This window comes from Alteromonas sp. KUL17, assembly GCF_006538305.1.
Taxonomy (GTDB): Bacteria; Pseudomonadota; Gammaproteobacteria; order Enterobacterales; family Alteromonadaceae; genus Alteromonas; species Alteromonas macleodii.
In genome coordinates, this window is the sequence record NZ_BJKJ01000009.1 from 105,011 (window position 1) to 127,263 (window position 22,253).

The 22,253-nt window shown below is 44.6% G+C and carries 23 protein-coding genes; 4 read left to right on the forward strand and 19 right to left on the reverse strand.

Going from position 1 to position 22,253, the window contains the following annotated elements; all coding sequences use genetic code 11:
- Nucleotides 1–8: 8 nt before the first annotated feature.
- Nucleotides 9–1,616 (forward strand): MFS transporter, encoded by a 1,608-nt coding sequence (locus tag KUL49_RS10205; RefSeq protein WP_039234444.1) that lies wholly within the window; start codon nt 9–11, stop codon nt 1,614–1,616.
- A gap of 45 nt (nt 1,617–1,661) precedes the next feature.
- Complete coding sequence (locus KUL49_RS10210) at nt 1,662–2,663, forward strand: LacI family DNA-binding transcriptional regulator (RefSeq protein WP_131137219.1); 1,002 nt, start codon at nt 1,662–1,664, stop codon at nt 2,661–2,663.
- A gap of 139 nt (nt 2,664–2,802) precedes the next feature.
- On the opposite strand, the gene KUL49_RS10215 is transcribed toward KUL49_RS10210, so the two are convergent.
- The gene (locus KUL49_RS10215) at nt 2,803–3,972 is read right to left on the reverse strand and encodes a DUF1624 domain-containing protein (RefSeq protein WP_131137220.1); all 1,170 of its coding nucleotides are present in this window, start codon (nt 3,970–3,972) and stop codon (nt 2,803–2,805) included.
- A 201-nt stretch (nt 3,973–4,173) separates the two neighbouring features.
- On the opposite strand from KUL49_RS10215, the gene KUL49_RS10220 reads away from it, so the two are divergent.
- Complete coding sequence (locus tag KUL49_RS10220; RefSeq protein ID WP_131137221.1) at nt 4,174–4,641, forward strand: nuclear transport factor 2 family protein; 468 nt, start codon at nt 4,174–4,176, stop codon at nt 4,639–4,641.
- A gap of 51 nt (nt 4,642–4,692) precedes the next feature.
- Here the strand turns inward: KUL49_RS10220 and KUL49_RS10225 are convergent, their stop codons facing one another.
- The 3 genes from KUL49_RS10225 to KUL49_RS10235 all read right to left on the reverse strand — a co-directional run bounded on the left by KUL49_RS10225 (nt 4,693) and on the right by KUL49_RS10235 (nt 7,290).
- A complete protein-coding gene (locus tag KUL49_RS10225; protein ID WP_014951442.1) occupies nt 4,693–5,334 on the reverse strand; it encodes an OmpA family protein in 642 nt (213 codons plus the stop codon).
- Between the two features lie 350 nt (nt 5,335–5,684).
- The gene (locus KUL49_RS10230; RefSeq protein ID WP_131137222.1) at nt 5,685–6,884 is read right to left on the reverse strand and encodes an HD-GYP domain-containing protein; all 1,200 of its coding nucleotides are present in this window, start codon (nt 6,882–6,884) and stop codon (nt 5,685–5,687) included.
- 67 nt (nt 6,885–6,951) lie between these two features.
- Nucleotides 6,952–7,290 carry an MGMT family protein gene (locus KUL49_RS10235; RefSeq protein WP_014951444.1) on the reverse strand — a complete coding sequence of 113 codons (339 nt, stop codon included), beginning with the start codon at nt 7,288–7,290 and terminating at the stop codon, nt 6,952–6,954.
- A 79-nt stretch (nt 7,291–7,369) separates the two neighbouring features.
- On the opposite strand from KUL49_RS10235, the gene KUL49_RS10240 reads away from it, so the two are divergent.
- Nucleotides 7,370–7,951: a tRNA-uridine aminocarboxypropyltransferase gene (locus KUL49_RS10240; protein WP_131137223.1), complete on the forward strand. Its 582-nt coding sequence runs from the start codon at nt 7,370–7,372 to the stop codon at nt 7,949–7,951.
- 23 nt (nt 7,952–7,974) lie between these two features.
- Here KUL49_RS10240 and KUL49_RS10245 read toward each other — a convergent pair whose 3' ends face one another.
- From KUL49_RS10245 to mnmG, 15 genes are all read right to left on the reverse strand, one after another.
- Nucleotides 7,975–8,574: a glutathione S-transferase family protein gene (locus tag KUL49_RS10245; protein WP_131137224.1), complete on the reverse strand. Its 600-nt coding sequence runs from the start codon at nt 8,572–8,574 to the stop codon at nt 7,975–7,977.
- A gap of 163 nt (nt 8,575–8,737) precedes the next feature.
- Nucleotides 8,738–9,724 (reverse strand): hypothetical protein, encoded by a 987-nt coding sequence (locus tag KUL49_RS10250; RefSeq protein ID WP_131137225.1) that lies wholly within the window; start codon nt 9,722–9,724, stop codon nt 8,738–8,740.
- 199 nt (nt 9,725–9,923) lie between these two features.
- Complete coding sequence (locus tag KUL49_RS10255; protein ID WP_014951448.1) at nt 9,924–10,337, reverse strand: F0F1 ATP synthase subunit epsilon; 414 nt, start codon at nt 10,335–10,337, stop codon at nt 9,924–9,926.
- Between the two features lie 60 nt (nt 10,338–10,397).
- On the reverse strand, nt 10,398–11,783 hold the full coding sequence (atpD, locus tag KUL49_RS10260; RefSeq protein ID WP_014951449.1) for a F0F1 ATP synthase subunit beta: 1,386 nt from the start codon (nt 11,781–11,783) through the stop codon (nt 10,398–10,400).
- Nucleotides 11,784–11,816: 33 nt separating this feature from the next.
- Complete coding sequence (gene atpG / locus KUL49_RS10265; protein WP_012520217.1) at nt 11,817–12,677, reverse strand: F0F1 ATP synthase subunit gamma; 861 nt, start codon at nt 12,675–12,677, stop codon at nt 11,817–11,819.
- 58 nt (nt 12,678–12,735) lie between these two features.
- Complete coding sequence (gene atpA, locus KUL49_RS10270) at nt 12,736–14,277, reverse strand: F0F1 ATP synthase subunit alpha (RefSeq protein WP_014951450.1); 1,542 nt, start codon at nt 14,275–14,277, stop codon at nt 12,736–12,738.
- Nucleotides 14,278–14,290: 13 nt separating this feature from the next.
- On the reverse strand, nt 14,291–14,824 hold the full coding sequence (gene atpH / locus KUL49_RS10275) for a F0F1 ATP synthase subunit delta (protein WP_014951451.1): 534 nt from the start codon (nt 14,822–14,824) through the stop codon (nt 14,291–14,293).
- 14 nt (nt 14,825–14,838) lie between these two features.
- Entirely contained in the window at nt 14,839–15,309 is a 471-nt protein-coding gene (gene atpF, locus KUL49_RS10280; RefSeq protein ID WP_075177147.1) for a F0F1 ATP synthase subunit B, read from the reverse strand.
- A gap of 37 nt (nt 15,310–15,346) precedes the next feature.
- On the reverse strand, nt 15,347–15,577 hold the full coding sequence (atpE, locus tag KUL49_RS10285) for a F0F1 ATP synthase subunit C (RefSeq protein ID WP_075177146.1): 231 nt from the start codon (nt 15,575–15,577) through the stop codon (nt 15,347–15,349).
- 99 nt (nt 15,578–15,676) lie between these two features.
- On the reverse strand, nt 15,677–16,510 hold the full coding sequence (atpB, locus tag KUL49_RS10290) for a F0F1 ATP synthase subunit A (RefSeq protein ID WP_131137226.1): 834 nt from the start codon (nt 16,508–16,510) through the stop codon (nt 15,677–15,679).
- Between the two features lie 101 nt (nt 16,511–16,611).
- Nucleotides 16,612–16,998 (reverse strand): ATP synthase subunit I, encoded by a 387-nt coding sequence (locus KUL49_RS10295; RefSeq protein ID WP_131137227.1) that lies wholly within the window; start codon nt 16,996–16,998, stop codon nt 16,612–16,614.
- A gap of 206 nt (nt 16,999–17,204) precedes the next feature.
- Nucleotides 17,205–18,083, reverse strand: a complete 879-nt coding sequence (locus KUL49_RS10300; RefSeq protein WP_015000147.1) for a ParB/RepB/Spo0J family partition protein — start codon at nt 18,081–18,083, stop codon at nt 17,205–17,207.
- Nucleotides 18,084–18,128: 45 nt separating this feature from the next.
- Nucleotides 18,129–18,923, reverse strand: a complete 795-nt coding sequence (locus KUL49_RS10305) for a ParA family protein (protein WP_014951455.1) — start codon at nt 18,921–18,923, stop codon at nt 18,129–18,131.
- A gap of 35 nt (nt 18,924–18,958) precedes the next feature.
- Nucleotides 18,959–19,594, reverse strand: coding sequence for a 16S rRNA (guanine(527)-N(7))-methyltransferase RsmG (gene rsmG / locus KUL49_RS10310; RefSeq protein WP_015000148.1), 636 nt, complete (start codon nt 19,592–19,594; stop codon nt 18,959–18,961).
- A gap of 318 nt (nt 19,595–19,912) precedes the next feature.
- Nucleotides 19,913–21,814: a tRNA uridine-5-carboxymethylaminomethyl(34) synthesis enzyme MnmG gene (gene mnmG, locus KUL49_RS10315; protein WP_014951457.1), complete on the reverse strand. Its 1,902-nt coding sequence runs from the start codon at nt 21,812–21,814 to the stop codon at nt 19,913–19,915.
- Nucleotides 21,815–22,253: the final 439 nt, after the last annotated feature.

Consider the following 22,253-nt stretch of genomic DNA (forward strand, 5'->3'; position numbering starts at 1 on the left):
AAATAGCAATGAACCATAAGCTGACATTAAAAGAAAAAGTGGGTTATGGCATGGGAGACGCTGCGGCCAATTTAGTTTGGCGGGGCGCACTTGCATATTTGGCGGTATTTTATACCGATACTTTCGGTATTACAGCCGCTGCAGCTGCGATGCTATTTCTTGTCGTTCGTCTTTCTGACGGTGTGACCGATATTATCATGGGAATGATTGCTGACAGAACCCAGACTAAGATGGGAAAGTTTCGCCCATGGATATTAGGCTCCACTCCTTTTCTTGGCCTTTTCATGGTCCTTTGCTTTACCACACCTGATCTCTCGTATTCAGGCAAACTCATTTACGCTTACCTGACCTACATCGGACTAACCTTAGCGTATACGGTTAATAATGTACCGTACTCAGCGCTAATGGGCGTGATGACCAGTGATGATAGAGAGCGTACGAGTTTGTCTGGCTTTCGTTTTGCTGGGGCATTCTTTGGTGGACTGCTTGTTATGGGATGTTTGCCTATGCTGGTGGACTTGCTAGGCCAAGGGAACACTGCTGTAGGGTATCAATATACCATGTGGTTGTTTGCCACGTTGCTTGTCATATTAATGTGTGTAACAGTTTTTACCACGAAAGAGCGCGTTACGTTGCAGCAGGTTTCAAAGCCTCAAGACACTAAACTGGACTCTCCAAAAACAGAGACAGGTATCCAAGTAGCGCCCGCTCCTCGTTCACTAACATCTGAACTCATCGACTTGGGAAAGCAACTACCGTTAATTCTAGTTCCTCTTTCAGCAATAACCGCCTTCTTTTATTATCGAGACGTTTTAACTGGGGCAATCTTCATTACTGTTATAGCGCTTACTACTATTGCAATTAAACGGTTAACTCGCCGACCGGAAGCCGAGAACACCCGTTCTCAGCAGGATATTATCGACCTGCTTTCCAATAAACCCTGGCTAATTTTGTTAGGAATGGGTTTTCTAACCATGATGTTTAATGGCATCAAATATGGCGTTATTGCCTACTATTTCAAATATTACATGGGCAATGAGCTACTCACAGGCTACTTTTTCATTTCACTGCTGGTGGTGTCGATTTTCGGCGCATTAGCAACGTCCAAATTAGCCGCTATGTTTGGTCGCAAGAAGCTCTTTATTATCGCGCTGTTAGCAAGTAGCGTATTGACCTCTGGCATTTATTTTGTTCCTCAGAAAAGCGTGAGCGCCATATTCATTCTAGGTTGCAGTGCAGAGTTTTTTGCCGCCATATTGCCTACCTTATTTTTCTCTATGCTAGGAGACTCGGCAGACTACAGCGAATATAAGACAGGTCGAAGAGCCACCGGACTCGTCTACTCTGCAGGCTCTTTTGTTCAAAAAACAGGGGGAGGCTTCGCAGGGGCGCTCGTCTTGTTGGTATTAGGAAGCTATGGCTATAACGGTCTTGATATCAATACAATTAATCAAACGCTTCCAGGTATGAAGTCTTTAATGAGTTGGATACCGGCGCTATTTGGCTTTGCTGGCGCGGCGTTAATCTGTCTGTACCCATTAAATGACGAAAAACAAAAAGAAGTTACACAAGCTTTACTCTCTCGACGTAGCGAACAACCGCCGATATCGGCATAATACAGTCAGTTAGAGTGATTGTTTTAGAGAACGAGGTCTTATCACGTGCCCACCATTTATCAAGTTGCCGAGCGTGCAGGTGTTTCTTTATCTACGGTATCCCGCGTATTAAATGGTAAGGCTTCGGTAAACAAAGTACTGAAAGAACGCGTAGAGAAAGCGGTTAAAGAGCTAAATTACCGCCCAAATTCTGTCGCTCGTTCATTGGCAAATAACCGCACTGACAGCGTCGGGGTACTTGTACCTGAACTCAACGCCCCGTTTTTTGGCGATCTGATGCAAGCTGTAGAGTCAACGCTGCGCGCTGCAGATAAACATGTCATTATTTCGGTAGGACGAAATTGTCTAGAAACAGAGAAAGATGCGGTAGAGTTTCTTATTAGCCGTAACTGCGATGCACTCATCATGCATGCAGAAGCATTATCCGATGAGTATTTATTGGAGTTAAACCAGTCGAAACTTCCCGTTGCTTTGGTTAACAGACAGGTGGAAGGGCTACCTGAGGCATGCACTAGCCTCGATAATGAAAAGGGTGGATATCTGGCTACCCGCCACTTACTCGAGCTAGGCCATAAAGACATTGCATATATATCTGGACCGACTGACAAGTGTGACGCGAGCTTGCGCTTGGAAGGACATAAACGCGCCTTGTCGGAAGCAGGGTTGCCCATAAACCCACAGTTGATATTTAACGGCGACTATTCTGAAGAAGACGGGAAGATTGGCTTGTTAGAGCTCATGGCGCGCGATATGCCTTTCACGGCTTTAGTGTGCGCCAACGATTGGATGGCATCGGGTGCGATAAGCTGCGCGAGAGATTTAGGCATGAGCCTTCCCCATGACTTGTCTGTGGTCGGTTTCGATGACGTGGTATTTGCCCACCATGTTTTTCCTCGACTTACCACGGTCAGTAACCCAATTGCGGAAATGGCTGAAATGTCAGCCAAGTACATTCTTAATAAAGTATATGGTCAGGCTAATAACGTTCAGCTGTATTTCGAACCTTCCTTGGTTGTTCGGGAGTCTACGGTAAAACATGAAGGATGAAGCCAAGCTGGTAAGTCGAAAACCGACTTTCATCTAAACTCTCAATTAAAATTTTCAATTAAGTACCTTTCGCTCCAATAGTGCACTTTGCTATCCACCTTAATGATGGTACACCCCATAATAGACGCGAAGGCCTGTCTTACAAGTATTTAAGCCAAGGGGCGTTGTGCTTTGATTTATAGGCGCTAAACCATTTAACAGGGAAATAAAGCACTAAACTAAGGCCAGCAGCTATTAACCATATTTGCCAAATATGGTCTACGCCCACGTATTTTCCTTTATTCGCCCCCCAAATAAAGAATGCAATACCGTACATCACCAGCAAAACGTACAAATGCAGGATGTAGAAAAACATCGGGACCGAGCCAAAGGTGTCAAGAAACGCAAACTGCGTATCCTTAACGCGCTCGAAAGCAAACAACAATAGAAACATGCCGGCCAGTGTAAAGAGCAAAAATGCTAAAGACGGGGGGTACTTAGTCAAATTAAGTAATGACATCAACGTAGTGATGGCACTTTGTTGTAGCTCCCAAGGCAAGGTCTCACCATAAATATTTAAACCGCGAAGTAGGAAAAATAGGCTGAGCGACACTGCAAATAAACCAAGCAACCACCGACCGCGTCGCGCTTTATCAAGCTGTTGACTGTAAAGGGGCCCACATGCATAACCGAGCAGTATTACCCCTATCCAAGGAAGCACGGGATAACTCACTTTAATGTTTAGGGCGGCTGACTGAAGTATATATCCTCTATCGTGCAGCATTGTCCAAAGCGTATAGCCTGTTTCATGTGGAACATAGCTAATTGGCGTTAGTGCATTATGTCCAAAGACAATTAAGAGGCCTAAAATGAGCAACAGAGTTCTTGGAAGATAACTCAATACAGCCAGAGCAATCATGCTGATACCTATGGCCCACATCACCTGAAGATAAAGCGTTTGGAAACTCGCCCCCCAGCTAAATGTAATAAATGTGACCTCTAAGAACAGAATAAACAATCCACGCTTAATTAAGAACTCTCTGACATTGCGTGTCGGCTTGGCCTTATTCGCTGAGTCCATTGGATTGGCATAGAGCCATGCAGACAGCCCCGTCAAAAACACAAATGTGGGTGCACAGTAATGGGCGGCTAATCGTGTGAAAAATAGAGAAGGTGACGTGGTATCGATATCCATGGGATCAGATACCTGCAAATGCAGAAAAAAGCGCTCTCGCACGTGATCGATAAGCATAATCAGCATGACCAAGCCACGCATCATATCGATGCTTCGAATACGGTTTCGTTGAATACTAGAAGACATTTTAGCCATTACATCAAGGAGGAAATATTTGCTATCAACACAACTTCGTTCAGAATTTAGCGGTAGTTTTAGCCACTCACAGCATCGATAGTTAAACGATTAACCCAATGCTATAACATTGCAGTAAACAGTGGCAATTATTTGCTTCGAATATACTAATGATGCGTTCAACAGCATAATAAGAAATACTAGAAGAAAAACGGAGTCACTATGACATATCTATTGTTAGGTCTGGTCATGCTTGCTGTTGCGACGACGGCCGTTGCGAACAACGACCGCGACGCAGTGAATCAGACACTTAATGCTCTACATCACAATGCGTCTATTGCAGACTTTGAGCAGTATTTTGGTTTGTATCACGACAGCGCGATCTTTATTGGCACCGACGCATCTGAGGTATGGACCAAAGAAGCGTTTAAGGCGTATGCCAAACCTCACTTTGACAAGGGCAGAGGATGGACATACCACCCGCGAGACAGACATATCTATTTTTCCCCTAAACACGATGTAGCCTGGTTCGATGAACTGCTCGATAATGAAAGCCTGGGAGAAACACGAGGCTCGGGTGTCTTAATAAAAGAGGGAGCGAAGTGGAAAGTAACCCAATATCATTTAACGATCCCTATCCCCAACGCGCTTGCAGATAGCGTTGCTAATCAAATTAAAACCATGCAATAAAAAAGCCCCGACGTAACGGGGCCTTTGTTTCTCTTTAAGTCTTAACTACCTTTAGGTATTAGACTGTGTGAGTGGTTGAATTTCCATCTCTACTCGACGGTTCATCGAGCGGTTTGCTGCACTATTGTTAGGTACTTTAGGTGCGTATTCGCCCATACCTACCGTCGTGATACGCGTCGGGTTAACAGAATAGTTAATTAGTAAATTCTTAACCGCTCCTGCACGACGCTCAGATAAAGACTGGTTGTACTGCTCAGAGCCAGTGTCGTCCGTATGGCCTTTGATCATAAGAACGGTTTTTTCGTAGTTGTTTACAACTTTGGCAACGTCTTGAAGAACCGGATTGAAGTTAGGGCTGATGCTAGAACTGTCAGTAGCAAAGGTAATGTCGCCCGGCATGATCAATCGCAGATTATCGCCTTCTCGCACAACTTGAACGCCAGTATCAGAAAGCTCATTTCGAAGCTCTTCTTCCTGTTTGTCCATGTAGTTACCTATCGCACCACCTGCGATTGCACCTACCGCAGCGCCCCACGCATAACGACTTTTGTCGTTATCACCTGTCGCTTTACCCAGCAATGCGCCTACTACCGCACCAATAGCAGCACCTTTTTGCGTATTATTCGGATCAGTTGCGCAACCTGCTACCGTTAGTGACGCAGCAATCAAACTTACAGCAAGAGTCTTTTTCATAACTTCCTCTTATTTCAATTAAAAGCTCAATATTGATGAGTTGCATTTATCCATTGCCACTCTCAATAAGCTCAGTGTTAGTTTTGCATTAAACAATTACAGTGATAGCAATTAGCGTTCCACTGGCAAATATTCTGTATGTAAGCAATAACGAGTATCTGAGCGCCACGAGTTCGTTTCCTGCTTAATTTTTCCTAAAAATCAGCACTCAAAGGCACTACAGCACTTCATGTTTAGAGGATTGTAGGACATCAAACCTGAACGTTAGCTAAATGAACGTTGGAATAAAGAAGAAAAAATGCGTTGGTACACAGTGTAAATACTACACTGTGTTGCTAAAAAGTAACGTTTTAGCCTATTGAAACTGAACGCTCAAAAAATGCGTTCACATCAATCTTATAGTCAGACGCTATGACGGCTTTGTTGATACTGATTGTTTTATCCGATGATAGGTCAACATCTTTCGGCGTTAGATAATGGTTACTGCGAACCGAATAAAAAACCTTTACGAGTGGTGTAAGCGGGGAGTCTCTCTGTTCAAGTACCATCGCTAATTTATCATTTGATAATAGAACTAGGCTCCCTACGGGATAAACGCCCAGACACTTTATAAACTGTTGAACAAGCGACTGGTCAAGACGCGTTGGCGCATCACTCATCAAAATAGAGAATGCCTTTTGGCTAGACATACCGGCCTTATACACCCGGTCCGCGGTGAGTGCATCGTACATGTCGGCAATGGCAAGCATTCGGCCCGCTTGGCTAATATCCTCACCTTTGGTCCCAGCAGGGTAGCCTAACCCGTCCAATCGCTCATGATGCTCACTAATCGCTTGAATCAGTGGCTGCGCAATTTCCGTACTTTTTAAATAGTCGACCCCGTGCTTTACATGACCTTTCATGATCTCCATTTCGCTGTCCGTAAGGCGGCCTGGCTTATGAAGAATTTCATCTGGAATTTTGATTTTGCCCAAGTCGTGTAGAAAGCCAGCATAGGAAAGGTCTTGCACCTCTTCTTCAGACATCCCTAAATACTTGCCAAAATTGGCGAGTAAAATAGCAACGTTCAGAGAATGCTCTAGTAAATAGTCGTCTTTTTCTCGAATTTTAGTTAGACAAAGCAACGCATCGGGGTTTCTATCTACCGACTCAACTAACTTATTTGAAAATGCTTTGGGAATACTCGCATCAAAAGGCGTCTCTTTTTGTACATTGGCAAGTAACAACTTTTGAATTGCCTTTCCTTGCTCGTGAAGCTTTGCGGCTCTTACCAGCTCATTTTCGAGTGATATCTTTTTTGATTTTACCGGTTGATTAGAAGACAAGTTTTTGTGCTTTTCCACAGTAGCCGATGAACTAGGTTGCTCAACGTTAAACGCCTTATCTGTATCAATGGCGAGGGTTTTCACACCTCGCTTTCTAAGTGTTTTAACCACGTCATCAGACGTAACGCGGCCTTGGCTCGTAACCCTCAACGCACCTTTTTGCTCTAAAATTTGATGAACAAACATGCCTGGCACTAACTGATCAATAGTAATCTTTTTTATCATCTTATATGCACTGCACTATATTAATCGCCATATATTTGCTAACTGCTTTCGTATAAAAAGTGAAAGCTCAGTACTCTAACTCTACTAGTATAGTGTGTAAATCTGGCTTCCAACCAAACTTCGTCATATTCACTCGGTAGTTTTTAACGACCACACCTTCCTCTGCTAATCGCTCTCGCTGCTCATCCGCTTTATCAGAGCCAGCAGGAAAAGCAATTTTACCGTCAGCACGTAGTACGCGATGCCAGTGGCAGTCAGCATTTATCTCTCTTAAACACTTTCCCATCATTCTAGCTCTGCCGGGTAATCCACACAGGTCAGCGAGCAAGGCGTAACTTATGACCTGTCCCTCAGGCACTAAAGAAAGCGTTTTCTCTACTCGAGATTGTACTGCTTCATTCGGCATGTTGTATATTATCCTATCTATTAAGTTACTTAGTTAATAAGTGCGATAAACGTTCAAAAGAGAATAAAGAAATTCAGTTATGCGCCTTTATTGTGAACACTGTGGATATCCTCAAAAAACCTGTATTTGCTCTCACATTAACACAGTAGATACATCGTTAGAGATTGTGATAATTCAACACGAAAAAGAAGCACTTCACGCCAAGAATACGGCGCGCTTAGTTTCATTGTGTATTCCTTCGACGCGAATCATACTTGCTAATGATGTCGTCGCTATGCAATCCCTATCCGAACACTGCTCACGTCGACATTCAGTGCTTGTTTACCCAAGTGATTGCAGTACACCGATAGAAAATGTCGATGCCGTTGCACGTTCTGAGATCACAACGCTAATTCTAATAGATGGAAGTTGGAAACAAGCATTTGGTCTAGTGAAACAGAACCCATGGTTAACAAAGTTACCAGCGTTTCACTTCATTTCTTCACCCACTTCTAACTATGCTATTCGTCATACCACATTAAGCAATGCACTTTCTACGCTAGAAGCAACAGCTTATGCACTACAGTGCTTAGATCAAATCGACGTTTCTGGGCTTTACAGAGCACAGAGAGCCTTACAAGATAAGTGGCAAGGCCCTATGTCACATAGAAGGCATTTGTAGCGTAGAACTTCATTTAGTGCACATTACGCGTTCATGGGAATGAAGCCCTTTTGATCTTTGACTAAACTTATCCAATTTCGAATGGCAGGATAGGCGGAAAGGTCAAACCCGCCCTCGTGGGCAACGTGGGTATACGCAAACAATGAAATATCCGCAAGAGTTAACGTGTCACCAAGCAAAAATGGCGTAGTTTTAAGTTGATACTCCATGACAGCTAGTGCGCGATATCCACCCGCTTGTTTAGATTCGTACTCCGCTTTCCTGTCCTCGGGTAGCCCTAAATAAACATTGATGTAACGAGCAACGGCGATATAAGGCTCGTGACTGTATTGTTCGAAAAACTGCCACTGTAAAAGTTGCGAAAAACTATAGGGAGAAGAGGGGATTAAAGGAGTGTTAGATGCTAGATAGTGCATGATGGCATTGGATTCTGACAACACCCTGCCGTCGTCTAATTCAAGCAACGGAATTTTCCCATTAGGGGTCTTTTCTAGGAAAGAAGGAGCGCGTGTTTCTCCTTTCATAATGTCCACATCAATCCATTCGCAGGTTTTACCTAACAAGGAAAGAAGCAGTTGGAGCTTGTAACAGTTTCCTGAACGCGTGTCGCCGTATATTCGCACAATGATATCTCTATGACCTAAGAAGATTTACCATACCAACGCCATGTGAATACGACAATTATTAATAGCTGTTAGGGTGCGAGAAGGAATTAAGCGAGCCTTGTCTAGATACCACATAGACCGCTGCGAAAAGATAAGGCTAAGAACAACAGACCCGAATTGACTAATGATAGCGAGGGAGTTGAATTAACCATTCAACAATGAACAATAGAACCCATGAAATCGGTATTAACGCAATACACGCAGCCACTCTTGCCTTATCTCTTGGGGCAAAAAACCGCGCCCCCATTTTTAAGACTCGTTCTTTTTCGCTTTCTAGTTGCTCAATTGACGCAGCTGTAGAGAATTCTTCGTGCTTTGCACATCGTTTAATACCGTCTTCTATGTTTTCCTCAAGGTGCAGAACAGCAGCTTTCTGCTCTTTCTCAAGCATACTCTTAAGCTTTATTACCGGCCAAAATAGATAAACGCTCACGATCCCCGTGAAGAACGTCACTACTAGTACATCAATGGAAGGAATGTCTTTTTTCAACCAAAAGATAGGAAAGATGGCCAGTGCCCCCATCGCAAATATGCTGTTAGTTGTTCCTAATTTTAAAATCGTCATGATGGACTTAAGTCGGTCAATATTTCCACCAGCTTGGGGCAAAACTTTAGAAGTTAGGTACTTAATGTTGGAGGAGATCTGAAACAAAAATAAAATGGCCAAGAACCAAAAGGGGACGGCTGCGGCCGTTAAGAATAAAACGTCTATTTCTTGTTTTACCGTGATCAATCCTTCGAATATGCAGTACACAATCGTGATCATAATAGAAATGATGATTGCATTGAAAATATGGTGTCTAAATTCAATGGCGAGTTCTCGCCTATGCGCCGAAAACTGACTAAGCTGGTTAGTTTTTACAAGCAAAGAAATAAGGGTGCTAGCCACGTTTTGATGCATTAAACGAAGCGCAAACCAAAAGTATCCTGTAATAAGCGACATACCAATAGCAGAGTTGAAGTCGCGCTGTGCACGTACATTTCCCACTTCAGGCCAATCTAACGCACCCGTAAAATAATGCACTGAAAGTAAAATCAGTGTTGTTAGCAGAGGAAAAAATCCAATAGAGGCACCTTTGTGCATGTTGGAATACGGGTTAAGCTTCATTTCTATAATTCGTTACAGGCAAAGGTGGCACTAGAATTAGCGCCGATTACGTTTTAATTTAAATCGGTTAAAACGCTCTAACGATAAGCTTTGTGTAGTGCGATAGCAATAAAAATAAACGTAAGAGAATGTGAACGACCACTTTTCGTTCGGCAATAAAAAACCCGCCATTTGGCGGGTTTTTTCAAAGCTGTGCTTTTTACTTGCGTAACTTCTGAATAAGACGAAGTTGAGCAATAGCTTCTGCAAGCTCGTGAGCTGCTTCAGCGTAGTTAAAGTCAGCGCCTGGGTTGGCGATGTGCTCTTCTGCACGTCGTTTGGCTTCTTCTGCTGCCTGCTCGTCAAGATCTTCAGCTCGAACCGCGGTATCAGCCAGTACGGTAACATTGCCAGGTTGTACTTCTAGTACACCACCAGCAACATAGATTACTTCTTCTTCACCGTGCTGTTTAACCAAACGCACCATACCAGGTTTAATAGCAGAGATAAGTGGCGCGTGCCCTGGGTGAATACCCAGCTCACCTTCGCTACCTGTCACCTGAATCGCTTCAACGCGACCTGAGAAAATCGCTTTCTCCGCGCTTACTACGTCCAAATGTACTGTCATTGCCATGTGAACCTCCTGATTAGGTACGTTAGCATGATGCTAGGCTAGCAACTGCTAGCCCTGTCATTATGCTTTCTTGGCTTTCTCTAGCGCTTCTTCGATAGAACCAACCATGTAGAAGGCCTGCTCTGGAAGGTGATCGTATTCACCGTCTAGAATGCCTTTAAAGCCACTGATTGTGTCTTTTAGCGATACATATTTACCAGGTGCACCAGTAAATACTTCTGCTACGAAGAACGGCTGAGATAGGAAACGCTGAATCTTACGAGCACGTGATACCACTTGCTTGTCTTCTTCAGATAGTTCGTCCATACCTAGGATCGCGATAATGTCTTTCAGCTCTTTATAGCGCTGAAGAACAGTCTGTACGCCACGTGCTACGTCATAGTGCTCTTGACCAATTACTAGCGGGTCTAGCTGACGAGACGTTGAATCTAGTGGGTCTACCGCAGGGTAGATACCAAGAGACGCGATATCACGAGAAAGTACTACCGTTGCATCCAAGTGAGCAAAGGTTGTCGCTGGAGATGGGTCAGTCAAGTCATCCGCAGGTACGTATACCGCTTGGATTGAAGTGATTGAACCTGTCTTCGTTGACGTAATACGTTCCTGAAGTACACCCATCTCTTCTGCAAGAGTAGGCTGGTAACCTACCGCAGATGGCATACGACCTAGAAGTGCTGATACTTCAGTACCTGCTAGGGTATAACGATAGATGTTATCTACGAAGAATAGAACGTCACGGCCTTCGTCACGGAACTTCTCAGCCATTGTTAGACCGGTAAGTGCAACACGTAGACGGTTACCCGGTGGCTCGTTCATCTGACCGTATACAAGCGATACTTTATCAAGTACGTTTGATTCGTTCATTTCGTGATAGAAGTCGTTACCCTCACGCGTACGCTCACCAACACCAGCGAATACTGAGAAACCGCTGTGCTCGATTGCGATGTTACGGATAAGTTCCATCATGTTTACGGTTTTACCTACACCCGCACCACCGAATAGACCAACTTTACCACCCTTAGCGAATGGACAAACCAAGTCGATTACTTTGATACCAGTTTCTAGTAGTTCTACCGAGCTAGACTGATCTTCGTAGCTAGGCGCTTCACGGTGAATAGACATACGCTCTTCTTCACCAATTGGGCCTGCTTCGTCGATTGGGTTACCCAATACGTCCATGATACGACCAAGTGTCTTCGTACCAACTGGAACCATGATTGGGTTACCGGTATTTTCTACTGCAAGACCACGTTTTAGTCCGTCAGTAGTACCTAGTGCGATGCCACGAACAACACCACCACCTAATTGCTGTTGCACTTCCAGGGTTAGACCTGACAAGTCACCTTCGGTAACTCGTAGTGCGTCATAAACTCTTGGTACCGCATCTTGTGGAAATTCAATATCCACAACGGCGCCAATGATTTGGACGACCTTACCTTGACTCATAATTTGTCCTCGTTATCTCTTTTAAACCTTTGCCTACACCGCTGCGGCACCGCTCACAATCTCACTGATTTCTTGTGTGATTGCAGCCTGACGCGCTTTGTTATATACCAGTTGTAACTCATCAATGAGGTTACCGGCGTTGTCGGTTGCTGCCTTCATGGCAACCATTCGCGCAGCTTGTTCTGACGCCGCGTTTTCTACAACACCCTGATACACCTGAGACTCAATGTAACGAACCATTAGTGCTTCCAAAATTTCTTTTGGATCTGGCTCGTAGATGTAGTCCCAACGATGTTGATATTCTTCGTCTTCTGACTTTGGCAAAGGCAATAACTGATTGATCACAGGTTTCTGTGTCATGGTGTTAACGAAGTCATTGAATACCAAGAATACTCGGTCAATTTGTCCTTCGTCGTACGCTTTAAGCATAACGCGTACAACACCCACTACATCGCTCACAGACGGCTTGTCACCTAAACCAGATTCAGCAGCAAGTAACTTGCCACCAAAACGGTTAAAGAAACTGCACGCCTTAGAACCTAATGCAGCGAAATCCACTTCTACACCCTGTTCACGCCATTTTTTGACGTCTTGAGTGACGAGCTTAAATTCATTGGTGTTCAAGCCACCACATAAGCCTCGGTCAGTGGAAATCACAATGTAACCGACGCGCTTGACTTCACGCTCTTCCAAATAAGGATGGCGATATTCAAGGTTACCGTTTGCAATGTGACCAATCACTTTAAGCATATTTTGTGCATATGGACGGCCAGAAGCCATGCGTTCCTGCGCCTTTTTCATTTTAGACGCAGCAACCATTTCCATCGCACTGGTAATCTTCTGAGTATTTTTGATACTCCCAATCTTACCTTTTATTTCTTTACCGCTGGCCATGACTATCTCTCCGATTACTCAACGAATTGCGCTGGTGGCTAAACACCAGCACCATTGATTACCAAGTTTGTGTCGCTTTAAAGTTTGTTAAAGCGTCGTTCAACTTAGAGGCAATCTCGTCGTTGTAGTTACCTGATTCGTTGATAGTCTTCATAAGGTCAGCGTGTTCGCTGTTCATGTAAGAGTGAAGAGCGGCTTCAAAATCTAGGATTTTGTTAAGCTCGATACCCTTAAGGAAACCTTTTTCTACCGCGAACAGAGATACACCCATATCAGCAATTGAAAGTGGTGCGTACTGCTTCTGCTTCATTAGCTCAGTTACGCGCTCACCGTGCTCAAGTTGCTCACGAGTTGCATCATCAAGGTCAGAAGCAAACTGCGAGAACGCCGCAAGTTCACGATACTGAGCTAGGGCTAGACGGATACCGCCACCCAACTTCTTGATGATTTTAGTCTGTGCAGCACCACCAACACGAGATACCGAGATACCAGCGTTAACCGCTGGACGGATACCTGCGTTAAACAAGTCAGTTTCTAGGAAGATCTGACCGTCGGTAATTGAAATTACGTTAGTTGGTACGAATGCAGATACGTCACCAGCTTGCGTTTCGATAATTGGAAGCGCAGTCAATGAACCTGTCTTACCTTTCACTTCGCCGTTTGTGTAACGCTCAACGTATTGTTCGTTTACACGTGCAGCACGTTCTAGTAGACGTGAGTGAAGGTAGAATACGTCACCTGGGTAAGCTTCACGGCCTGGTGGACGCTTAAGTAGTAGTGAGATTTGACGGTAAGCAACAGCTTGCTTAGACAAATCATCATATACGATTAGCGCGTCTTCACCGCGGTCACGGAAGAATTCACCCATAGTACAACCAGAGTAAGGCGCTAGGTATTGAAGCGCAGCAGACTCAGATGCAGATGCTGCAACCACGATAGTGTGGTCAAGTGCACCGTGCTCTTCTAGTTTACGTACTACGTTAGCGATAGTAGATGCTTTCTGACCAACCGCTACGTACACACATTTAATGCCTGTACCTTTTTGGTTGATGATAGCGTCAACAGCCATTGCTGTTTTACCACACTGACGGTCACCGATGATAAGCTCACGCTGACCACGACCTACTGGGATCATGGCGTCAACTGACTTATAACCAGTTTGTACTGGCTGGTCTACCGATTGACGCTCGATTACGCCAGGTGCAATTTTTTCAACTGGTTCGAAACCAGCTGCATCGATTGCGCCTTTACCATCGATAGGCTCACCTAGTGTGTTTACAACACGACCTAGTAGTGCGTTACCTACTGGTACTTCAAGAATACGACCAGTAGATTGTACTTTATCGCCTTCTTTAAGGTCCGCATAAGGACCCATAACAACTGCACCTACAGAGTCTCGCTCAAGGTTTAGTGCAATTGCGTAACGGCTTCCAGGAAGCTCGATCATTTCACCTTGCATTACATCGGCAAGGCCATGAATGCGGATAATACCGTCTGTTACTGCGACGATAGTACCTTCATTACGTGCTTCACTGCTTACATTGAACTGTTCAATTCTTTTCTTGATCAGTTCAGCAATTTCAGTGGAATTAAGTTGCATGCTCTTATCCCCGTTATGCTTGCAACGCGTCTGCTAGACGGTTCAATTTCGACTTTACGGAACCATCAATAACTGTATCGCCGGCATTAATTACCATTCCAGCGATCAGGGCAGGGTCCACGTTACAATTAAGCTTCACTTTACGTGCCAAACGTTTTTCCAAAGATGCAACCAACTCATTTTGTTGTGCATCAGTCAGCGTAGATGCTGAGGTTACGTCCACTTCTATTTCTTTGTCGTAATCTGCTTTAAATGCATCAAACAAAGTAGAAATTTCAGGCAACGCGGCTAAACGTTTATTCTCAGCCAAAACCTTAACTAGGTTTTGGCCGTGTTCGTCGAGTTGCTCACCACAAACATTGTTAAAAATGTCGGCAAGCGTGTCAGCGGCAACCGCACCAGATAAAAGCTGGTGCATGTCATCGTTCGCTGCTACAGCGCCTGCAAAGGCGAGCATTTCTTGCCATTTTGCAACGGCGTCTTTCTCGACAGCAAAATCGAAAGCAGCTTTAGCATAAGGACGAGCAACGGTTGTCAATTCAGACATGGCTCATCTCCCTATTAAAGCTCAGCGACAAGTTTTTCAACAATGTCGTTTTGCGCGTTTGCATCGATTTCACGTTGTAAGATTTGCTGTGCGCCAGCTACTGCAAGTGCAGAAACCTGCTTGCGCAAATCTTCTTTGGCACGATTGCGTTCAGCTTCAATTTCGGCATAACCAGAAGCGATAATCTTTTCGCGTTCCGCATGGCCTTTTTGCGTTTCTTCGTCAACCAATTGGTTGGCGCGCTTTTTGGCCTGCTCGATAATTTCAGCTGCTTGCGCTTTCGCATCTTTAAGCTGCTCTGTTGCTTTCGCTTGAGCTAGCTCTAGGTCTTTCTCTGCACGTTCAGAAGCTTCAAGCCCATCGGCAATTTTCTTCTGACGTTCTTCAATCGCTGCCATCAGTGGAGGCCATACATATTTCATGCAAAACACCACGAACACAGCGAAGGCGATTAATTGACCAATAAAAGTGGCGTTAATATTCACTATCGCCTCTCCTCATAAAAGTTCGCTAGAGTATGAATTAAAGTAGGTACTGAGGTGGAGCGAACAATAGGAATAGTGCGATACCAACACCGATCATCGCGATAGCATCGATAAGACCCGCTACGATGAACATTTTAACTTGTAGTTGTGGTGCAAGTTCCGGTTGACGAGCAGCAGACTCTAGGAATTTACCACCTAGAAGACCGAAGCCGATAGCGGTACCAAGAGCACCCATACCAATTAGGATAGCAACTGCGATTGCAAGCATGTTTAAATCTCCGATTTAAAGTTTAGTTAAGGTTAATGTTTAAAATAAAACTCGGTTAAAAACGGTATCGACAATTGAGTTGCCGATACCCGTTAATTCTTAGTGGTCTTCAGCTGCTAGGCTCAAGTACACGATGGTCAACATCATGAAAATGAACGCTTGAAGCGGAAGTACCAGAATATGGAATACAGCCCACATAAAGTGCAGTGGAAGCTGGAAGTAGCCAATCGTTGCGATAAGGATAAAGATTAGCTCACTCGCGTAAAGGTTACCGAACAAACGCAGCGCTAATGAAAGCGGACGTGCAAGCAAAGTAACCGTTTCAAGAATGAAGTTCACCGGAATGAAAACAGGGTGACCAAAAGGCTGCATAGTCAGCTCTTTAGTAAAGCCGCCAATCCCTTTCATCTTGATTGAGTAATAAAGAATTAGAATGAATACACCTGCTGCTAGCGCGAACGTAAGGTTAAGGTCAGTCGTTGGTACTGACTTCATGTAAACGTCGTGTGGATCCATACCAAACGCAGAAGAACCGATAAGTCCAGCGATGGTAGGAAGCAAGTCAACCGGAATAAGGTCCATAAGGTTCATTAGCAATACCCATACGAAGATAGTTAGTGCTAATGGCGCGATAAGTGCGCTTTTACCGTGGAAAGTGCTTTTCACGTTGTCATCAACAAACTCAACGATTAACTCAACAAACGCCTGCATTTTTCCAGGTACGCCAGTTGTCGCTTTATTCGCTACGCTTCTAAAGATGAAAAGGAAAAGTAAACCAAGACCAATAGACCATGCCAACGTATCGACATGCCATGCCCAAAAACCAGCATCAGAACACGCTTTATTAAACGCAATCCCGTTGTCAGTTGAGCACATGGTGGCATTGGTCAAGTGGTGCTTGATGTATTCTGAGGTAGTATATTCAGATGCCATTGTTTAACCCAAGTTGTAAAGTGTAAAAATTTGGTGACTGGTTCTTTAGTCTCAATCGGTCGATTACGTTGTTTTCGTTATCGCAACGCCTTGCGCTGTCTTTATTCTTTCGTACCGTAATGAAACATGGCTAGCGCATGGCTAGCGGTTGTAATCACAAATGCCATGAAAATCTCTAATGGCGCGGCGTTTAAGCCTTTAAAAGCAATTACAAATAAAATGATTGTCAGTGCCAGCTTCATTTTTGAGCCTTGGCTAAAACTTCGTGCAACAAGGTCGTTTTTGCTAGCGCCTGCATAGCGAAATGCAAAGCCAGCAAACACTATCGCAGGCAAAATGCTAATTAAAGCCCCTGCCGCTGCCGACATGGCGGAATGACTTCCTCCTGCGGCGCCTGCGAATGCGGTAACAACTAAGGCTGTAACGGCCTGAAAAAGTAGCCCTTTCTTAGCGAGGTCTAACCCGCGTTTTGCTAACTTGTTCGTCACTTTTACTCGCAGCTTGTTCACGTCTTACAAAAAGCGTCAGAAGTATACTGTTTTACCGACAATTTTCAACAGTACAACGCTTTTTGAAAGTTATTCTGAAAATTTTCTATTGCTATAACCGGAAAGGAGAGTGTCCGGTGTTAGCACCGAACAGCGCATCAGTTGCGGGTAGGCAAAGAGATTATCTCAATTATTATTATTTTAACCTATTGAATTTTAGAGATAATTCCATCTAATTGTTCAAGGTCGCTAAAGCTAATCGTTAGCTTACCTTTGCCTTTTGCATTGTGATCAATGCTCACAGGTGTACCTAAATTTTCTGAAAGTCGTGTCATAAGGTTTTGCACGTCAGGGTCAACTTTCTTCTCTGGCTTAGGTTTAGCGGGCTCTAATAGCTTTTTCACAAGCTTTTCAGTATCGCGCACGGTAAGACCTTTGCCCGACACTACTTGCGCCGTTTCTGACTGAGTTTCACCTTCTAGCGCTAACAGCGCTCTAGCATGACCCATTTCAATATCGCCATGCTCAACTAACAATTTCACGTCATCGTTTAAATTATTCAGGCGAAGTAAATTTGTCACCGTGGTACGTGACTTGCCCACCGCTTCGGCCACTTCTTGATGAGTCAGCGCGAACTCATTCATTAAACGATCAAGGGCTTGCGCCTCTTCCATAGCATTTAAATCTTCACGCTGGATATTTTCGATAAGGGCAATGGCCACTGCCGCTTCGTCAGGCACGTTTTTAACTAAACAAGGTACTTCGTCAAGCTGTGCTAATTGTGACGCTCGCCAGCGACGTTCACCGGCAATGATTTCATAGCGGTGCTCGTCGACTTTTCTCACTACGATAGGCTGAATAATACCTTGCGCACGAATGGACGATGCCAATTCTTCTAATGCCTCAGGTGACATGTCTTTACGAGGCTGATACTTGCCCGGCACTAAGTATTCAATAGGGAGTTTACTCAACTCACCGTTGGTTGAATTTACCTCGGCGGCATCTTGTTCTTTTTGAGCAGATGATTGGCTGGTTGCGAGTAGCGCATCTAAACCGCGGCCAAGGCCTCTTTTACGTGCTGACATAGTGTCCTCTATGGCATGTGCTGATAGTGTTCAGCTTATTGTCGTTTAACTTGCTTTTGCCTGTGCAGGCGTTGTTTTGTCCCTACGACGCAGTATTTCACCCGCCAGTGCCAAGTAGGCTTTAGCGCCTGTCGATGACTTATCATAGTACATCGCTGGCGTACCGAAGCTTGGTGCTTCAGCTAGACGAACGTTACGCGGAATAACCGTGCGATAAACTTGTTCACCAAAATGGCGCTTCAATTGTTCTGAAACGTCGTTAGCAAGGCGGTTGCGCGGGTCGTACATAGTACGCAATACGCCTTCAATCTTCAATTCTGGATTCACTACAGATGCCAGTTTTTGAATGGTATCCATAAGAGCAGTAAGGCCTTCTAGCGCATAATATTCGCACTGCATAGGCACCATTACCGAATCGGCAGCCGCTAAGGCGTTCACTGTTAGCTGGTTAAGTGAAGGCGGGCAGTCGATAAAGACAAAATCGTAGTAATCCATAACGGGCTTCAACGCGTTGCGAAGCCTTACTTCTCGGGCAAACATTTCCATCAGCTTGATTTCTGCCGCGGTCACGTCACCGTTCGCCGCGATGAGGTCGTATTTGCCGCTTGTCGCTTTAACGATAACATCGTTAATAGGCTTTTCTTCAATCAACAATTCAAATGCCGTAGATTCAACGTCGTATTTATCAACGCCGCTTCCCATGGTTGCATTACCCTGTGGATCGAGATCAATCAGCAACACTTTGCGTTTAGTTGCTGCCATTGACGCTGCCACGTTAACTGCGGTGGTTGTTTTTCCAACACCACCTTTTTGATTCGCGATCGCGATTACCTTAGCCACGTTTGATCCTGTTCTCGTCTATTTCTATTTTTTGGCTATTTCTTTTTTAGCCAAACCAGATGTCGTTCGCCTACCAAATTTGGCACAGTGAGGTTTTCCGTTTTGCTCACATGGAAGTGATCACTCACTTCGTCTATTTCATCTTGTGGAAACTGACCTTTAAGCGCCAAAAATTGACCTTCTGAATCTACCAGATGCTGACACCAGTGCAACATATCTTTTAGTGAAGCGAAAGCTCGGCTTAACACAATATCGTAAGGCGTATCGCCATTGTGCTCTTCAACGCGGCTTTGCACTGGGGTTACGTTAGTTAGTCCAAGGGTATGCACACATTGGGTCATAAACCGTACACGTTTGCCTAGCGAATCAAGCAGTGTAAAAGATTTATCCGGAAACGCGATAGCTAATGGCATACCAGGAAGGCCAGGGCCCGTACCAACATCAATGATATTGTCACCATCAAGAAAGGGCACAATAGCCAGCGAGTCTAGAATGTGTTTCACCATCATTTGCTTAGGATCGCGCACAGAAGTCAGGTTGTACGCCTTATTCCATTTGTCCATAAGCAGCACATAATCAACTAACTGCTGCTGTTGCTTATCACTTAAATCTAGTGAAAGGGCATCGAGTCCAGACACCAAAATGGTGTGCAATTCTTGCTGTATCGTCATCGAAAAATCTGTCTGTTCGCGTTAATGTTTTTTGCTCTACACAGTCCATACCATAAACACCCGTGGCGAATCGTTATTTGCCGCTCATTTACAGCCGTTTCTTAATGCAGCTCTTCATGCTCGATACAAGTGCGCTTGAAGAAGGCACATAAATTAATCAAAGCCGCACAACGAATGTAAATTGGTGCAATAGGACAGTGTGAAAAGCGCCGAGTTTTTCTAGTTTTCGCATAGTTTAGGCAATTATGATTATCATAATACGCGAATAAATAGGAAAAACTAAGCGCTGCGAGTAATGTGTTGACTTAAGCGCGTGTTTTACGCACTGATTTTCTCTTGCTTGCGCAACATGCCGTGTTTTTTAAGGTAAACCAGCAGTAAAGAGATGGCCGCCGGGGTAATGCCCGAAATACGTGACGCTTTACCGATAGTTTCCGGTCTGGCTTCGGTTAACTTGGCTACAACCTCGTTAGACAAGCCGGAAATCTTGCTGAAGTCCATATCAACCGGCAACAAGGTGTTTTCGTGTCGCTGCGTTTTCGCGATTTCATCCATTTGACGGGCAATGTAGCCGGCGTACTTAATTTGAATTTCCACTTGCTCTGCAGCAACCGGATCTTCGAGACCTGGGCCAACACTTTCAATTTCCATTAACTGACCGTAAGTCATTTCAGGTCGACGGATCAGCTCTTCAAGAGAATGTTCACGACTCACCGGATTTTTCAGCATGGTATTGAGTTCCGGCGTTGCCGCGTGATCAGGGTGGATCCACTGACCGCGTAGACGCTGCAGCTCACTTTCTACCGCTTCCATCTTATCGTTAAATTTCGCCCAGCGCGCATCATCAACAAGACCAATCTCTCGGCCCATCGCGGTTAAACGGCTATCGGCATTGTCTTCACGAAGCAGTAGTCTGTATTCTGCACGGCTAGTGAACATGCGGTACGGCTCTTTCGTACCCATGGTGGCTAAGTCGTCGATAAGTACGCCCATGTATGCTTGATCGCGGCGTAAAATCATCGGGTCTTTTTCTTGAACTTGTAGCGCTGCGTTTGCGCCTGCTACTAACCCTTGCGCACCCGCTTCTTCATAGCCAGTGGTACCGTTAATTTGGCCAGCAAAGAACAAACCTCGAATAAATTTCGTTTCCAGTGTTTGTTTCAGATCGCGTGGATCAAAGAAATCATATTCAATGGCATAGCCCGGGCGAACAATGTGCGCATTTTCAAAACCTTTGATCGAGCGGACAAGGTTCATCTGTACGTCAAATGGCAAACTGGTTGAAATACCATTTGGATAAACTTCAATGCTGTTTAAACCTTCTGGCTCAACAAAAATTTGATGCGATGTCTTATCTGCAAAACGGGTGATCTTATCTTCGATACTTGGGCAATAGCGCGGTCCGATACCTTCGATAACCCCAGTAAACATGGGTGAGCGATCTAATCCCCCGCGAATGATATCGTGGGTTTTTTCGTTAGTGTGGGTGATATAGCACGGGATCTGTGTAGGGTGCATGGTTCTATCACCCATGAACGAAAATACCGGCGTGGGATTGTCACCAGGTTGAGGCTGCATTACAGAAAAATCTAACGAGCGAGCATCAAGTCTTGCTGGTGTCCCAGTTTTTAAACGGTCAACACGAAACGGAAGGGCACGTAGTCTATCTGCAAGTGCGATAGACGGTGGATCGCCGGCACGACCGCCGCGATAGTTTTCAAGGCCAATGTGTATGGTTCCGCCAAGGAAAGTACCCACTGTCAGTACCACTGACTTGGCTTTAAACTTCAAGCCCATTTGCGTAACAACACCGCATACCTGATCGTTTTCAACAATCAGATCGTCAACACTCTGTTGGAACAAGGTTAGGTTTTCTTGATTTTCAACAATGTCGCGAATGGCGTTTTTGTAAAGCGTACGGTCCGCTTGCGCACGCGTTGCACGAACAGCCGGGCCTTTAGAAGAATTCAATGTTCTAAACTGAATACCACCTTTGTCGATAGCCAGTGCCATTGCACCACCTAACGCATCGATCTCTTTTACAAGATGGCCTTTACCGATCCCACCAATTGCAGGGTTACACGACATCTGGCCTATCGTCTCAATATTGTGAGTGAGCAACAGCGTATTTGCACCCATGCGAGCAGCTGCAAGTGCCGCTTCTGTACCTGCATGTCCACCACCTACAACGATGACATCAAATGCTTCAGCATAAAACATGGTTAAACCTCACTATTAACTTACGATAAGCCGATTAAAAACCAATTTTTCTCACGCAGAGACTGCTGAAAAAAGGGCGCGTATTTTATCTGACTTATTGGATAAAGAAATGATTAAATTTTCCTCTAAAACCTGTTTTTGAAAAGGTGTGATCGAATTATAAGATCTTAAGATCTCTTTTAGATCTGTTTATTTTTACTTTTATTAGGATCATCAAGATCTGTGGGTAACCGATCAAAGCACATAAAGATCATCAAGTTACGCGATCAATAACATTGGGAAACCCCGATCCATAACCCTACCTCAAACTTGTGTATAAATGGCCTTTTTATCCACACCCCGAATCGTTTGAAAAGTTATTCTTTTTTCGATCAAAGCTTATGCACAGTGGTTTGTAGGATCCTATCCACAGGGGTGATCAAGATGTGATTCAACTGGG